Origin of the sequence: Polaromonas sp., from assembly GCF_036676035.1 — a bacterium.
Lineage (GTDB): Bacteria > Pseudomonadota > Gammaproteobacteria > Burkholderiales > Burkholderiaceae_C > Polaromonas.
In genome coordinates this window covers 73,055-88,653 of record NZ_JAKFDR010000113.1, presented here as the reverse complement: position 1 = coordinate 88,653, position 15,599 = coordinate 73,055, and the positions used below count along the sequence as shown (strand labels likewise).

Below are 15,599 nucleotides of genomic sequence, written 5' to 3'. Positions count from 1 at the left end.
TCTCTTCCATGGCGCCATTGCCGGCAAGCACCCTCAGTACACGGCTGGTTTTTATCTGCTTTGTCGCTGCTGCAGTGGGCCTGCCGGTCGCCATCATCAGTATTTCAAAGGCCATTGTGCTTTTGACCGGACTCGCCAGCCTGCTGTGGCTAATCCGCCGGCCTTTTGCGCATGCCAATTTAAGCGCCATGCACGCACCTGGCGCCGTGCTGATGGCCTTGGCCGGTTTGGCATTGACCATGCTATGGACTGCGGCCACTATGGATGAAGCGCTTGGGGCATGGGCCAAGCATGCCAAACTGCTGTTGATTCCGCTGCTGCTTTTCCTCATCCGCTCACGACAGGATGCCCTTTTTGCACTGGCTACTTTTGTGGGCCTGCAAGTTTTCCTGCTCGCAAGCTCGTGGATGTTGTGGCTCAAACTGCCAGTGCCCTGGGCTACCTCCAATATGGCGCTTGCCGAGTACGCGGTTTTCTCCAGCCGCCTCGATCAACCCATCATGAGCAGCATCCTGGCAGCCATCTGCTGGCATCTGCGGCACTTGGCGCCAGGCCGGCCGGGCCGCTATCTGGCCATCGCTGTGATGATTGCCGCCCTCGCAAATGTTCTGTTCGTGATGCAGGGGCGTACGGGCCACGTGGTGGTCATTGCCTTGATATCGCTGGCCATCATGTGGGAATTGCCAAAACCTTACCGGCTACTCGCTGGTGCGGCGCCTTTTCTGCTATTGCTGGTTTTCGTCGTGAGCTCTTCGAAAGTACGCGACCGGATGGACGCCGTCATTCAAGAGGTTGGCGCCTATGCCAAAACAAACCAGATGGTGAGCTCATCAGGCGAGCGCCTTAACTATTGGTACCGTTCAGTTCAATCCATCGCTGAACACCCTTTGACGGGCTCCGGCGTTGGAAGCTGGCATGGAGAGTACAAACGGCTTGATCGGGGCAGAGCCCCCGCCAGTACGCTGGGCGTTCGAAATCCACACCAGGAATACCTGCTCTGGGGGGTTGAAGCTGGCCTCATCGGCATTGCATTGCTCTGCCATGTACTTTTGGCGCTCTACAGGGATTCACTGAAAATGAGCACGGCCAACGCACGGGCAACGCAGTCTGTGCTGGCGGCGCTTGCCATTTCCTGCCTGTTCAATTCCAGCATTTATGACGCGACCATCGGCGACTTCTTCTGTGTATCGCTGGGCTTGCTGATGGCGCTGGGGTTTCATTCCGTGAAAAAATCAGATCAACTCCCGTTTTCCAATGAGGTCAGAAGTTGACTGCAATCAAAAACACGGCACCTTCTTCCGGCTTGCCAAAAACAGGGCAACCGCCCATGCTCCAGCGCTTGCGCCGGATCTGGCCTTATTTCAGCCAGTCAAAAAGCGGGTGGGCGATTGCGGTCGCCTCAACCGTCATTGCCTCGGCCACCGAGCCACTGGTTCCCGCCTTGTTAAAGCCGTTGCTCGACCAGGGGTTTCAGAAAGGCGGCATTGATCTGTGGGTTGTGCCTGTGGCCTTGCTGCTTTTGTTCGGCGTGCGCGGATTTGCAGGTTTTGTAGCTCAAATAGCGCTGGCAAAAGTCACCAACCTTGGCCTGCTTGATTTGCGCAAAGCCATGTTCCAGAAGACCCTGACGGCGCGCCTGAACCTTTTCGCCAGCCAGTCCTCCAGTTCGCTGGCCAATATGGTGGTCTACGAAGTCCAGAATGGCTCAAGCATGCTGGTCAATTCGTTGATGAGCCTGACCCGGGATTCATTAACCCTGCTGGCACTGTCAAGCTACCTGCTGTACCTGAACTGGAAACTGACGCTCATCGTCGCCCTCCTGATTCCGGCGGTTGCATTGGTCATGCGTGCCCTGTCCCGCCGCCTCTACAAGCTGACCAAGGCAAGCCAGACGGCCACCGATTCGCTCGCTTATGTGGTGGAAGAAAATGTTCTGGCCCACCGCGACATCCGCCTGCATGCCGCGCAACCCGAGCAGGCACGCCGGTTTTCCCATCTCAGCGATGCCTTGCGGCGGCTCTCCATGAAATCCACCGCGGCTTCAGCGGCCATGACACCCGCCACGCAAATGCTGGCCGCATTGGCGCTGTCCGCGGTTATTTCGGTCGCACTGCTCCAAAGCGCGACCGATGGCACCTCGGTTGGCTCATTTGTCGCCTTTGTCACGGCCATGCTCATGCTGGTGGCCCCCATCAAGCACTTGTCGGAAGTGGCCGGTCCCATTACCCGCGGCTTGGCGGCGCTGGAACGCGGCCTCGATTTGATGGAGTCGATCGAGGACGAAGTCGGGGGAGATTTCTCCAAGACCAGGGCGGACGGGCAGATCAATTTCGTGGATGTTCGCGTTGCCTACAACGCTGGAACGGCCCCAGCCCTCGATGGCGTCAGCCTGTCGATCAAACACGGAGAAACAGTCGCTTTTGTAGGCACGTCCGGCGCCGGAAAAACCACGCTGGTGAACCTGCTCCCCCGGTTCGTTGAGCAGAGTTCAGGACGCATCGAGCTGGACGGACACGATGTGCGCGACTGGCAACTGGACGCATTGCGCCGCCAGTTTGCGCTGGTCAGCCAGCACGTCGTCATGCTCAATGACACCCTGGCCGTCAATGTGGCCCTTGGCTTTGACGTCGACCGGGAGAAGGTGTTGTCATGCCTGAAAGCGGCCAACCTGGACCGCTTTGTCGCGGAGCTGCCGCAAGGCATCGACAGCCAGACCGGGCACAACGCCACCCAGCTATCGGGTGGGCAACGCCAGCGGCTCGCCATCGCCAGAGCCCTTTATAAAGATGCCCCTGTACTGATACTGGACGAGGCCACCTCGGCCTTGGACACGGAGTCCGAGCGCGCGGTGCAGGAGGCTTTGCAACGCCTCATGCGCAACCGCACCACCCTGGTGATTGCGCATCGTCTGTCCACGGTGCAGCATGCAGACCGCATCATCATGATGGATTCCGGACGGATAATTGAATCGGGCACGCACAAGACGCTGCTGGCTAAAAATGGCGCCTACGCTCATCTTTACCGGCTTGGATTCCAAAATACATAGCTTCAATTCAACGTGGCGTGCGCAAACCGTTGATACTCGCCCCGCACCCAGGAAAATTTATGCGCGAAAGTTCAGTCAGATGAAGGCCTCCATCAGTGGTTTTACGTTCATACGCAATGGCGTTGAACTCGGGTTTCCGTTTGAAGCTTCCATTCGCTCCCTGTTGCCGCTGGTCGACGAGTTTGTAGTTGCCGTAGGGCAAGGCTCGGATGACACGCTGGCGCGTGTACGGGCCATTGATGACCCCAAAATACGGATCATCGAAACCCGCTGGAACGAACGCATGGCCGATCGTGGCTTTGTCTACGCGCAGCAGAAAATGATCGCCCAATACTCATGTACCGGCGACTGGGCGTTCTACCTGGAAGGCGATGAGGTCGTGCATGAGGATGAGCTGGCAGCCATACGTGCGAGCGTGGATCGCCATCACGGCAATCCGCTGGTGGAAGCGCTGGTTTTTGACTACCACCATTTTTACGGGGCGCCGCAATGGGTGTCCATCAGCCCCGGCTGGTACCGCCGCGAATGCCGGCTGATCCGCAACACGATTCGCAGCTATGCCCCCGACGGCCAGTACTGGCTCGTCACCAGCGAGCACAAAAAAGGGCGAAACCCGCGTGCAGCCTTGGCCAATGCGCATATTTTTCATTACGGTTGGATACGCCGCAATGAAGACATGCAGAAAAAGCTCGACCAGGTGAGCAAATACTGGGCGACATCAGCCGCGCAAATCCACTACAGCAAGTTTGATGCGCGAGCCCTGGCACCGTTTACGGGCACACACCCGCAGGCCGTGCAGCACTGGCTGGCAACCGGCGCGGAACAGGAACTGCACATTGACCCGTCCTACCGGCCGACGCCGAAAGAAAACAAGTACCATTTCATGCGCCGGCTTGAAACCTTGACCGGGCTGGACTTCAGCCGCAAGCACTTCAAGCTGGTTGCCTGAGTTTCAGAGGCCTCCAGGCAGGTTCAGGCGATTTCAGGCATGCAGCCTGTTCTTGGCTTGCACGGCTGAGAAATAAACTTTCTCCTGCTCACGCGCGATGGTTTCCCATTGGTGCTGGCGGGCAAAATCTTCGGCTTGCTCGCCGAGTTGCCGCTGCAGCGCGCCATCACCCAGCAGCCGGCTCAGAGATGCGGCCAATGCCTTGGCGTTCTTGGGGTCGTCAAGAATCAGCGCATTGACGCCATGCCGCAGCAGGCCGGAGATGCCGCAATACCGCTCGCTGCTGACGATCACTGGCAGCCCATGCGCCATGGCCTCCAACACCACCATGGCGAAGGTATCTTCCAGGGTCGGATGCACCAGGCAGTCAGCCGCCTCGTAAGCAGGACTCACATCCTGCAGGGCCCCGAGGAAAAAGACGCGCTGACCCCAGGCAGTCCCCTCAAGCGTCTTCTTGAAGGCACTGACTTGCGCGGGATTGCCCACAACCGCCAGCACCACATCCTCGGGTAGTTGCGGCAGCGCTTCGAGCAGGGCTGGCAGGCCTTTTTTACGGTAATCGTTGCCAATAAACAGCAGGCAGCGCGCTGCTTTCGGCAAACCGAGTTGGACTCTGGCCTGCTGTTTGCGGGCATCGGATGTTGGTGTGACAGGTATGGCGATACCGGGTGTGATGACCGACATCGTCTCCGCACAAACCGGATAAGTGACCGCCATGATTTTTTTCAGACTGTCAGAAGTGACCACCACATGGCGCCCGGTCTGGGCGGCATAGCGCAGGCGCTCAAGCACGCAGTAAACCAGCAGACGCGGGCTGGTCAGTACCTTGACCCAGCGCAGAGCCCGGCGCCAGCCCGTACGGCCATGAAAGAGATTGTGTTTGACTGGCAACACGTGAACCGTCTGCACCTCACCATGCCAGGTGTTCTCATGCGAATGCACCACGTCAAAACCGCGGCGTGTGGCCCACCAGGTGGCCGTCGCAAACCACAGCTGATTGATCCAGCGCGGCTTGCGCAACGGCGCCGAAATCAGGTGATAGTTGACGCCGGGCCAGGCATGGTCGATCTGCTGGGCGAACACATGAATCTCATGCGCCTGTGCCAGTTGCTCCACCAACGCAATCGAATAGCGCTCGGCGCCGCCACCGGTCGGTGAAAAGATGCGGTTGAATACCGCGATCCGCAGCCGGCGCGCGTGGTCATCTTGTTGCCCGGTACCTTGCGAAGCGGAGGAAGTCATGCGGCGTTCATGTGGCGTTCATGCGACGTAACGGCGATCTTCGTAAGCAGTCGCAATTTTGAGCCAGAACATCGGCAAGGTGGTGGAGCGCAGAACCGGCACGCGGGGCAGCTGCAGCTTGTCCATTTGCGCATGGCAACGGCTTCGCTGGGTGGTCGTTGCCGTTGCAAAGCCCTGTTCTCCCGCCATGGCCACGTGCCGTGGATCATAGTGGCCGTAAGGGTAGCAAAAATGCTTGACCGGGCCATTGACGATGGGTTCAAGCTCGGTCTTGCCGGCGCTGATTTCCGAGCGGCACAATTCGTCCGGAATTTTCTGCAAGTTCACATGGTTGCGGGTGTGCGAGCCAATCTCCTGTCCGCCTGCGACCCACTCGCGAATCTGGGCTTCATCCATCAGCGCTGTCTGCGCAATGCCAATGTCTGCATCCCACACATTCGTTTTGCCCAGCAAGCCGCTGACCGCATAACAGGTGGCCGAAAACCCGTGCCGCCTGAGCACCGGCAAGGCATGCGTCAAATTGTTCAGATAGCCATCATCAAACGTGATGCCCACCACTTTCCCGCTGCGCTCACCGTTCAAGTACGGCTCCAGTCCGCTCATGGACAGGCCCCGGTAGCCCAGCAATTTGAGAAACGCCATTTGTCGCCCGAACGATGCCGGCGACACATAAAGGCTGCGAAAAGGGCTGCCCTTGGGCGGCGCCTGGTCGATCTGGTGGTAGACCAATATCGGAATGGGCTGGCGGTTGGCCGTGCGCAGTGTCATGGGCATGGAAGAGTCAGCAGGGCTCACAGCAGGACAATGTCGTACTGCTCCTGGGACATGGCCGCCTCGGACTGCAGGGAAATGGGCTTGCCGATAAAGTCGCTCAAACCGGCCAGGTGCTGGCTTTCTTCGTCCAGGAAAAGCTCAATCACCTTGGGCGATGCCACCACCCGGAATTCGCGGGGGTTGAACTGGCGGGCTTCACGCAGGATTTCACGCAGGATGTCATAGCTGACGCTGCGCGCCGTTTTGACCACGCCCTTGCCGCTGCATGCATCGCAAGGCTCGCACAGCTGGTGCGCCAGCGATTCGCGGGTGCGCTTGCGTGTCATTTCCAGCAAGCCCAGTGCTGAAAAACCGTTGACCGTGGTTTTGATGCGGTCACGCGCCAGCTGCTTCTGGAACTCGGCCAGCACCATGTCGCGGTGGTTCTCGCGCAGCATGTCGATGAAATCGACAATCACAATGCCGCCCAGATTGCGCAAGCGAAGCTGCCGGGCAATCGCCTGCGCGGCTTCCAGGTTGGTTTTGAAGATGGTGTCGTCGAAATTGCGCGCGCCGACAAAACCGCCGGTATTGACGTCCACCGTCGTCAGGGCCTCGGTCTGGTCAATGATCAGGTAGCCGCCCGACTTCAAGTCCACACGCCGGCCCAGCGCCTTGGCCACCTCTTCGTCGATGTTGAACAGGTCGAAAATCGGTCTTTCACCGCTGTGCAGCTGGAGTTTTTGCAGCGTGGCAGGCATGAACTCCGCCGCGAAAGCCGTGAGGCTCTCGAACTGTTCACGCGAATCAATGCGGATGGCTTGCGTCGTCTCGCCGACCAGGTCACGCAACACACGCTGCAGCAAACTCAGGTCCTGGTGCAGCACGGAAGTGGGCGGCAGGCGCTGCGCCGCCGCCTTGATGCGCGCCCAGGTTTTGCGCAGGTAAGCAATGTCCTCACCCAACTCCGCATCGGTCGCGTCTTCGCCGTTGGTTCTCAGGATGAAACCGCCGCCCTGATCGGAGGTCAGGGTTTGCAGGCGCTGGCGCAAGTCTTCACGCTGCCTGGGCGGGATTTTTTGCGACACGCCGATGTGGTTGTCTTGCGGCAAAAACACCAGCAAGCGGCCCGCGATGCTGATTTGCGCCGTGAGCCTGGCGCCTTTGGTGCCAATCGGGTCTTTCAGAACCTGCACCATCACGGCCTGGCCTTCAAACAGCTGTTTCTCGATCGGCTGGGGCGCCGCTGCGGCCGGCGCTCCCGTGCCATTGGCGGCCTGCGCCGCATCCGACTCGGCATGGCGGCTGTTGATGCTGCTCATCAAGTCCGCTACATGCAAAAACGCCGCCCGGTCCAGGCCGATGTCGATGAAAGCCGATTGCATGCCCGGCAACACCCTGGCCACCTTGCCCAGATAGACATTGCCGACCAGGCCGCGCTCCAGTGTGCGTTCGACGTGCAGTTCCTGCACGGCGCCGTTTTCCACCACCGCCACACGGGTTTCCTGGGGCGACCAGTTAATCAGGATGTCTTGTTGCATGTCTCGTTGGCACGTTCTTGGGGTGGGCGCTATATTTTCAGGCCGGCCGCCTGGAGCAGCAACGCCGTCTCCCGCAGTGGCAGACCCATGATGCCAGAATAACTGCCGCTGAGATGGCTGATGTGCATGGCCACCCGGCCCTGAATGGCATAGGCGCCCGCCTTGCCCATGGGCTCGCCCGAAGCGACATACGCCCTGATCTGCGCAGCTGTCATGGCGGCAAACGTCACGCGCGAGACGTTCAGCAACTCCAGCCGTTGGGGCCCATGCTGCACAGCCACCGCCGTCAGCACGCGATGGGTGTTGCCCGCCAGTTCGCGCAGCATGCGCGCGGCATCCTTCGCATCGTCGGGTTTGCCATAAATCTGGCGGCCCCTGGCAACCGTGGTGTCGGAACACAGCACGGGTGCGGGTTTGAGCTTCAAGCGCTGCATGCGTGCCACGGCTGCATCGAGCTTGAGCAGGGTCACCCGTTTGACATACGCCGAGGGGCTCTCGTTGTGGTGCACCGCCTCCAGCGCTTCCGAATCCTCATGACCCTCGGGCAGCAGCAATTCATAGCGCACCCCGAGCTGCTCCAGCAACTGGCGGCGGCGCGGGCTTTGGGAGGCGAGGTAGATGAAGTCGGTCATGTTTCAGGTCACGAGGCGGGCCGCATCCCCAGTTCAGCCCAGCCAGGGCCGCGGGACCGGCTTTGCCGGACCGCAGGCGCAGCGGCCCCCTCGGGGGGCAGGGCGCTACACGCAGTGAGCAACCGTGGGGGCATCATTCCCGGTGATAAGGATGGCCCGCATTGACCGACCAGGCACGGTAGAGCTGCTCTATCAGCAGGACGCGCACCATGGCGTGCGGCAAGGTGAGATCTGACAGCCGCAGGCGCTCATGGGCCGCCTGCTTGAAGCCTGGATCGAGTCCATCCGGACCGCCGATGACGATGGACACATCGTCGCCCTCTAGCTGCCAGGCTTGAAGCTTGTCGGCCAGGGCCACAGTGGTGACTGCCGTGCCCCGCTCATCCAGCGCCACGATGCGGCTGCCCTTGGGGATCACGGCCTCAATGCGCACGCGCTCGGCGGCCAGCAGGTTTTCAAGCGTCCTGGAGGCGCGAGGCTCGGTTTTGACCGCTTTCAGCTCAACCCGCAGTTCGGGCGGAAAGCGCTTGGCGTAGTCGTCGTAAGCCGTTTGAGCCCAGTCGGGAACCCGCAGACCCACCGCTACGATTTGCAGCCTCATGCTCTCCGGGTAGCGGTTTTCCTGGCAGCCACCGTCTTTTTAGGGGCGGCTTTTTTGGCAGCAGGTTTTTTGGCAGTTGCGCTTGCAGGTGCTGCGGCTTTGGCAGTCTTCTTTGCGGCGACCTTGGCAGGAGCTTTGGGGGTCGTTTTGGGGGCCGCTCTGCCTGGCGCAGCGGCCTTCGCGGTTTTTGCGGCGGCTTTCCTGGCCGGCGCTTTCGCCTCTTTGACGCCAGGCTTGGCAGCCGCTTTGACCGCTTTGGCCGCCGGTTTGGCCGGCGTCTTGCCTGCCGGTTTGGCGGCAGCGGCCTTCACCAGCGGTGCGGGCGCTCCCAGCTTGAGCTTGATTGGCTTGTCGCCCCACAGTTCTTCCAGGTTGTAGTACTGGCGAATGGTGGGCTGCATGATGTGCGCCACGGCAGCGCCGCAGTCCACGATGATCCACTCCCCATTGGCTTCGCCCTCGATGCGCGGCTTGGCAAAGCCCGCATCGCGCACCGCATCGCGCACACTGGCCGCCAGCGCCTTGGTCTGGCGGTTGGACGTACCCGAAGCCAGAATCACGCGCTCAAACAGCGAGGTGATGTGCTCGGTGTCGAACACCTGGATGTCCTGCGCCTTCACATCTTCCAGACCATCGATGATGGCTCGCTGTAGTTTCTGGACGTCTTTTTTGGCAGCGATGCTGGCGGTGGTGTTGGTCATGCAGTGGTGTGCTTCAATAAGGGGGTGTTAACGGGGGCTGTAAAGCCGGTGACGTGAAATATAACGCGCAACCGGCTCCGGGACCAAATGGGCTATTTCCACGGCCGTCATGGCGCCTGAGGCCATCAGTTGGCGTATTTGGGTCGCGCTGACGGGCATCAGCGGTAAATCAAGGGTCAAAACGGCTTGCTTTGCCTTGCCTTCACCTTTGCCATGAGCTTGACCTTGAAGGTAAAAATCACCTTCAGCCGGCGTGAAATTTGCGCGACCAGCTATACAAATTATAGCAAGCTTGAGGATGTCCTGCCATCGGTGCCACTGCCTGAACGCCACAAACTGGTCCGCGCCTATGATCAGGTAGAGCTGCACTCCCGGATTTTCGGCCTGCAGCGCCTCCAGCGTGTCAATCGTAAAGCTCGGGCCTGCCCGCTCAAGCTCCCGCTCATCGATCACGACCTTGGGCAAACCTTCAAAAGCCAGCCGGGCCATGGCGAGCCGGTGCTCGGTAGCGCTCAGCGCCCTCGCCTTGTGCCAGGCCTGCCCGGTCGGAATAATATGCAGGGCATCGAGCCCGAGCTGCTGGACAGCCGCCTGCGCCAGCGCCAGATGGGCGTTGTGCGGAGGGTCAAAAGCCCCCCCAAACACGCCCAGGCGCTTCGTTGGAACGGGGGGCGAAGCATTCACACCCAGTCCCGCCTGGCCAGAAATGTTTTGTACAGCTGCTCTTCGGGCGATCCGGCCGGGATGGGCCGCTGGTAGGACCAGCTGGCCAGCGGCGGCATGGACATCAGGATGGACTCGGTGCGCCCACCCGACTGCAGGCCGAAGTGCGTGCCGCGGTCCCAGACCAGGTTGAACTCCACATAGCGGCCCCGGCGGTAGAGCTGGAAATCGCGCTCGCGCTCACCGTAGGGCGTGGCTTTGCGCCGCTCCACGATGGGCAGGTAGGCGGGTAAAAATGCATTGGCCACCGCGCTCATCATGGCAAAACTGCGCTCAAAGCCCAGTTCCTGGAAATCGTCAAAAAAGATGCCGCCTATGCCCCGCTGCTCGTCGCGGTGCTTGAGGTAGAAATACTCGTCGCACCATTGCTTGAAGCGCGGGTACTTGTCATCGCCAAACGGGGCCAGGGCATCTTTGCAGGTCTGGTGGAAATGCACGGCATCGTCGTCAAAGCCGTAATAAGGCGTCAAATCCATGCCCCCGCCAAACCAGCAGACCGGCTCGCCGGATGCGGGCGTGGCAGCCAGCATGCGCACGTTCATGTGCACGGTCGGCACATAGGGGTTGCGGGGGTGAAACACCAGTGAAACGCCCATGGCCTCAAACGGCGCGCCGGCCAGCTCGGGCCGGTGCTGGGTCGCCGAGGGCGGCAGCTTGGAGCCGCGCACCTGCGAAAAGCCGCAGCCCGCCCGCTCAAACACCTGGCCCTGCTCCAGGATCTGGGTGATGCCGCTGCCCTGCAGGGGCTCGCCCGGTGCTTTTTGCCAATGGTCGGCCACGAAAGGCTGGCCATCGACTCCGGCGATGGCGCTGGTGATGCGCTGCTGCAAATCAAGCAGAAAGCTGCGGACGGCTAAAAGATCAGGCATGCTCATGGGGCAATGGTATCGGCTCTGGCCACGAAGGCATCCGGCAGTTGCGCGGGGACCGCATGGAGCGGCGCCAAATCCATACTCATCAGGACTTAACGGCCCGGTGTCCGATGTCCTTGCGATACTGTGCACCGTCAAAATGAATGCCCTGCGCCAGCTCGTAAGCGCGATGCTGTGCGGCCTTGACCGTGTCGGCCAATGCGGTCACACACAACACACGCCCGCCCGAGGTCACAACGGCTTTCTTGCCGTCACGCTCCTGCTGTGCCGTACCCGCATGAAACACCATGGCGTCGTCCGTGCCCTGCCCGCTCGAAAAGGGCAAACCGGTGATGGCATCGCCCTTGCGCGGGCTCAATGGATAGCCATGGGCTGCCATCACCACGCCCAGCGCGGGGCGCCGGTCCCATTCCAGCTCGATCTGGTCCAGCGTGCCGGAGGTGGCCGCCATCATCACGTCATACAGGTCGGATTTGAGCCGCATCATGATGGGCTGGGTTTCGGGGTCACCCATGCGGCAGTTGAATTCCAGCGTTTTGGGTTTGCCTTGGGCGTCGATCATGAGGCCGGCATACAGGAAGCCGGTGAACGGAATACCGTCTTTTTCCATGCCCCGGATGGTTGGCAGGATGATTTCGCGCATGGCCCGGTTGTGAACCTCGGGCGTGACCACCGGCGCGGGCGAATAAGCCCCCATCCCACCGGTGTTGGGCCCCTGGTCGCCGTCGAGCAGGCGCTTGTGGTCCTGGCTGGTCGCCAGCGCCGTGACGTTTTTGCCATCGCACAGCACGATGAAGCTGGCCTCCTCGCCCTGCAAAAACTCCTCAATGACAACCCGCGGCAAAGCCTTTCCATCCGCGCCTTCGTTGTGGCTCACACCCAGCACGTTGTGGTCGGGGCTGGTGGCCAGCATGAACTCAATCGCCTCATGCGCTTCGTGCAGCGTCATGGCCACCACCACGCCTTTGCCGGCAGCCAGGCCGTCGGCCTTGATGACGATGGGCGCGCCTTTTTCATCGACATAGGCATGCGCGGCTGCCGCATCGGTAAAGGTTTCGTACTCGGCGGTCGGAATGCCGTGGCGCTTCATGAAAGCCTTGGAAAAGGCCTTTGAGCTCTCCAGCTGTGCGGCGGCCCTGGTCGGGCCAAACACCCGCAGGCCGTGCGCGCGAAACTCGTCGACCACGCCGGCGGCCAGCGGCTGCTCCGGGCCGACCACCGTCAACGCTATCTTTTCAGTAGCAGCCCATTCGCGCAGCGCCTTGATATCGGTGATGTTGATGTTTTCAAGCCGGGCGTCGAGCGCGGTCCCCCCGTTGCCAGGCGCCACATAGACAGCCTGGACTTTGGGCGATTGCGCCAGCTTCCAGGCCAGCGCGTGTTCGCGGCCGCCGCCGCCGATGACAAGAATTTTCACTGGAGTTTGATCTTTAAAAAGAGGGGATAACTGAGGTAGACCAATAGTGTGAACCGAGGCCTTAGTGAAGCTCGGCGTTGTGAAAGACGTCCTGGGTGTCATCCAGGTCTTCCAGCACGTCCAGCAGTTTCTGCATTTTTTGCGCGTCTTCACCAGTCAGCGCGATGGTGTTTTCCGGGCGCATGGTGACTTCGGCCAGCTCAGCCTTGAGCCCGGCCGCTTCCAGCGCATGCTTGACCCGCTCAAAATCGGCATACGGCGCCAGCACTTCGATGGCGCCGTCGTCGTGCGTGATCACATCATCGGCACCGGCGTCCAGGGCCACTTCCATGACCTTGTCTTCGCTGGTGCCCGGTGCAAACACAAACTGGCCGCAGTGCTTGAACTGGAACGCCACCGAGCCCTCGGTGCCCATGTTGCCGCCATGCTTGGAAAACGCGTGGCGAACTTCGGCCACGGTGCGCACCCGGTTGTCGGTCATGCAGTCGACGATGATGGCCGCCCCGCCAATGCCATAGCCTTCGTAACGGATTTCCTCGAAGTGCATGCCTTCCAGGTTGCCCGTGGCCTTGTCGATATTGCGCTTGACGGTGTCGGCGGGCATGTTGGCCGCCTTGGCCTTGTCCACGGCCAGGCGCAGGCGCGGGTTGGTGTCCAGGTCACCGCCACCCAGGCGTGCGGCCACCATGATCTCGCGGATCACCCGCGTCCAGATCTTGCCGCGCTTTTCGTCCTGGCGACCCTTGCGGTGTTGAATATTCGCCCATTTACTATGACCGGCCACGACTTAAATCCTCAGTTACTTCAGTGTTTGGATGGATTAATTGATTTAATCTACATCCAGCATTTTACTTTTTCACCTCAGGAACACCATCCATGGCCGAACCGCTGCTGATTGCCAAGAACGCATCGACCCAATGCGAGCTCCTTCCCGGCCTGGCCAACCGCCATGGCCTGATCACCGGCGCCACCGGCACCGGCAAGACCGTCACGCTGCAAACCCTGGCCGAAAACTTCTCGAAAATCGGGGTGCCCGTCTTCATGGCCGACGTCAAGGGCGACCTGACCGGCATCAGCCAGGCGGGCAGCATCGGCGAAAAAATGGCCGCCATCCTCAAAGAGCGCGGCATTGCGCACCCCGAATCGCGGGCCTGCCCGGCCACGCTGTGGGATGTGTTCGGCGAACAGGGCCATCCGGTGCGCGCCACGGTGTCCGACATGGGGCCACTGCTGCTGGGCCGCATGCTCAACCTCAATGAAACCCAGGCCGGCGTCATCAACCTGGTGTTCAAGATCGCCGACGATAACGGCATGCTGCTGCTGGACCTCAAAGACCTGCGCGCCATGCTGCAGTATGTGGGCGACAACGCCAGCGAGTTCACCACCCAATACGGCAATGTCAGCGCCGCCAGCGTGGGCGCCATCCAGCGCGGCCTGCTGCAGATCGAGAGCCAGGGCGGCGAAGAGTTCTTCGGCGAGCCCATGCTCAATATCAGCGACTTCATGCAGACCGACAGCGCCGGCCAGGGCGTGATCAACATCCTGGCAGCCGACAAGCTGCTCAACTCGCCGCGCCTGTACGCCACCTTCCTGCTCTGGATGCTGTCCGAGCTGTTCGAGCAACTGCCCGAGATCGGCGACCCCGACAAACCCAAGCTGGTGTTCTTTTTTGACGAAGCCCACCTGCTGTTCAACGAGGCGCCCAAGGTGCTGCTCGAACGCATCGAGCTGGTGGTTCGCCTGGTGCGCTCCAAGGGCGTGGGCGTTTATTTCGTCACGCAAAACCCGCTGGACATCCCGGACTCGGTGCTGGCCCAGCTCGGCAACCGGGTGCAGCACGCGTTGCGCGCCTACACGCCACGCGACCAGAAAGCCGTCAAGGCCACCGCCCAGACCATGCGGCAAAAGCCGGGGCTGGACATCGAGACGGCGATTACCGAACTGGCCGTGGGCGAGGCGCTGGTGAGCTTTCTCGATGCCAAGGGCCGGCCCGGCATCACCGAGCGTGTGTATGTATTGCCGCCCGGCAGCCAGATTGGCCCCATCACCGCCCAGCAGCGGCAGGCGCTGCTGCAAGACTCGCTCGCCGGGGTGTATGAAAAAACCGTGGACCGCGAGTCGGCTTACGAGCAAATCAAGGGCCGGGCCGATGCAGCAGCGTCTGAAGCCGCGAAAGCCCCGAACGGTGGTGCGGCGGGTGAATCGGGCTCTGGGGGCTTGCTGGGCGGCCTCAACGATGTGCTGTTCGGCAGCACCGGCCCGCGCGGCGGCAAGCACGAAGGCCTGGCGCAAAGCATGGCCAAATCAGCCGTGCGCACCATGGGCTCGGCCGTGGGGCGTGAGATCATCCGCGGCGTGCTGGGCAGCATTTTTGGCGGCAAACGGCGCTAACCTTCATCAAATAAAACCTAAAACACAAGAAAGTCAGTCATTTATGAGCAACGTTCACCTGATCGACCACCCACTGGTGCAGCACAAGCTGACCCTGATGCGCCGCAAAGATGCGTCCACCAACACCTTTCGCACCCTGCTCAATGAGCTGAGCAGCCTGATGGCCTATGAGGTCACGCGCGACATGCCACTGCAGGACATCGAAGTCGAAACCCCGCTGGAAACCATGACCGGCAAGATCATTGACGGCAAAAAGGTCGTACTGGTGTCCATACTGCGCGCCGGCAACGGCTTTCTGGACGGCTTCCTCAACGTCGTGCCCGGCGCCCGCGTGGGCCACATCGGCCTGTACCGCGACCCGCAAACCCTGCAGCCGGTCGAGTACTTCTTCAAGATGCCGCAGGAAATGCAAGAGCGCGACATCGTTGTGGTCGACCCCATGCTGGCCACCGGCAACTCCGCCATCGCAGCGGTAGACCGGCTCAAAAAACTCAAGCCCAAGTCCATCAAGTTTGTCTGCCTGCTGACCTGCCCCGAAGGCATTGCCGCCCTGCAAAAAGCCCACCCCGACGTGCCGATTTACACCGCCGCCATTGACCGGCAGCTCAACGACCACGGCTACATCCTGCCCGGCCTGGGCGATGCGGGTGACCGGATTTTTGGGACGAAATAGGCCTCCAGCCCAATATCCACGTCCGCCAATAGCTCCTCTATTGATAGCTACAGAAATG

Annotated in this window: 15 protein-coding genes; 5 read left to right on the top strand and 10 right to left on the bottom strand. The window is 60.9% G+C overall.

Annotation, left to right across the window (positions count from 1 at the left end; translation table 11 throughout):
* Window positions 1–8 precede the first annotated feature (8 nt).
* From V6M61_RS17080 to V6M61_RS17070, 3 genes are all read left to right on the top strand, one after another.
* Window positions 9–1,271 carry an O-antigen ligase family protein gene (locus V6M61_RS17080; RefSeq protein WP_332777783.1) on the top strand — a complete coding sequence of 421 codons (1,263 nt, stop codon included), beginning with the start codon at window positions 9–11 and terminating at the stop codon, window positions 1,269–1,271.
* Between the two features lie 56 nt (window positions 1,272–1,327).
* Entirely contained in the window at window positions 1,328–3,046 is a 1,719-nt protein-coding gene (gene msbA, locus V6M61_RS17075) for a lipid A export permease/ATP-binding protein MsbA (RefSeq protein ID WP_332777782.1), read from the top strand.
* 79 nt (window positions 3,047–3,125) lie between these two features.
* Window positions 3,126–3,995: a glycosyltransferase gene (locus V6M61_RS17070; protein ID WP_332777781.1), complete on the top strand. Its 870-nt coding sequence runs from the start codon at window positions 3,126–3,128 to the stop codon at window positions 3,993–3,995.
* A gap of 33 nt (window positions 3,996–4,028) precedes the next feature.
* Here the strand turns inward: V6M61_RS17070 and V6M61_RS17065 are convergent, their stop codons facing one another.
* The 10 genes from V6M61_RS17065 to V6M61_RS17020 all read right to left on the bottom strand — a co-directional run bounded on the left by V6M61_RS17065 (window position 4,029) and on the right by V6M61_RS17020 (window position 13,261).
* Complete coding sequence (locus tag V6M61_RS17065; protein WP_332777780.1) at window positions 4,029–5,237, bottom strand: glycosyltransferase family 4 protein; 1,209 nt, start codon at window positions 5,235–5,237, stop codon at window positions 4,029–4,031.
* A gap of 18 nt (window positions 5,238–5,255) precedes the next feature.
* On the bottom strand, window positions 5,256–6,011 hold the full coding sequence (locus tag V6M61_RS17060; RefSeq protein ID WP_332777779.1) for a polysaccharide deacetylase family protein: 756 nt from the start codon (window positions 6,009–6,011) through the stop codon (window positions 5,256–5,258).
* A gap of 17 nt (window positions 6,012–6,028) precedes the next feature.
* On the bottom strand, window positions 6,029–7,531 hold the full coding sequence (gene rng, locus V6M61_RS17055; protein ID WP_332777778.1) for a ribonuclease G: 1,503 nt from the start codon (window positions 7,529–7,531) through the stop codon (window positions 6,029–6,031).
* Window positions 7,532–7,560: 29 nt separating this feature from the next.
* Window positions 7,561–8,163, bottom strand: coding sequence for a Maf family protein (locus V6M61_RS17050; RefSeq protein ID WP_332777776.1), 603 nt, complete (start codon window positions 8,161–8,163; stop codon window positions 7,561–7,563).
* A gap of 133 nt (window positions 8,164–8,296) precedes the next feature.
* Window positions 8,297–8,764 carry a 23S rRNA (pseudouridine(1915)-N(3))-methyltransferase RlmH gene (gene rlmH / locus V6M61_RS17045; protein WP_332777775.1) on the bottom strand — a complete coding sequence of 156 codons (468 nt, stop codon included), beginning with the start codon at window positions 8,762–8,764 and terminating at the stop codon, window positions 8,297–8,299.
* Window positions 8,761–9,465: a ribosome silencing factor gene (gene rsfS, locus V6M61_RS17040; RefSeq protein ID WP_332777774.1), complete on the bottom strand. Its 705-nt coding sequence runs from the start codon at window positions 9,463–9,465 to the stop codon at window positions 8,761–8,763. The genes rlmH and rsfS overlap by 4 nt, the downstream gene beginning before the upstream one ends.
* A gap of 27 nt (window positions 9,466–9,492) precedes the next feature.
* Window positions 9,493–10,110 carry a nicotinate (nicotinamide) nucleotide adenylyltransferase gene (gene nadD, locus V6M61_RS17035; protein ID WP_442957803.1) on the bottom strand — a complete coding sequence of 206 codons (618 nt, stop codon included), beginning with the start codon at window positions 10,108–10,110 and terminating at the stop codon, window positions 9,493–9,495.
* Window positions 10,111–10,145: 35 nt separating this feature from the next.
* The gene (gene hemF, locus V6M61_RS17030; RefSeq protein ID WP_332777772.1) at window positions 10,146–11,063 is read right to left on the bottom strand and encodes an oxygen-dependent coproporphyrinogen oxidase; all 918 of its coding nucleotides are present in this window, start codon (window positions 11,061–11,063) and stop codon (window positions 10,146–10,148) included.
* A gap of 82 nt (window positions 11,064–11,145) precedes the next feature.
* Window positions 11,146–12,477, bottom strand: a complete 1,332-nt coding sequence (gene purD / locus V6M61_RS17025; protein WP_332777771.1) for a phosphoribosylamine--glycine ligase — start codon at window positions 12,475–12,477, stop codon at window positions 11,146–11,148.
* A 61-nt stretch (window positions 12,478–12,538) separates the two neighbouring features.
* Complete coding sequence (locus tag V6M61_RS17020) at window positions 12,539–13,261, bottom strand: YebC/PmpR family DNA-binding transcriptional regulator (RefSeq protein ID WP_332777770.1); 723 nt, start codon at window positions 13,259–13,261, stop codon at window positions 12,539–12,541.
* 92 nt (window positions 13,262–13,353) lie between these two features.
* Between V6M61_RS17020 and V6M61_RS17015 the strand changes: the two genes are divergently transcribed.
* Both V6M61_RS17015 and upp read left to right on the top strand, forming a co-directional pair.
* On the top strand, window positions 13,354–14,868 hold the full coding sequence (locus V6M61_RS17015) for a helicase HerA-like C-terminal domain-containing protein (RefSeq protein ID WP_332777769.1): 1,515 nt from the start codon (window positions 13,354–13,356) through the stop codon (window positions 14,866–14,868).
* 43 nt (window positions 14,869–14,911) lie between these two features.
* Window positions 14,912–15,541, top strand: a complete 630-nt coding sequence (upp, locus tag V6M61_RS17010) for a uracil phosphoribosyltransferase (protein WP_332777768.1) — start codon at window positions 14,912–14,914, stop codon at window positions 15,539–15,541.
* The last annotated feature ends 58 nt before the right edge of the window (window positions 15,542–15,599 follow it).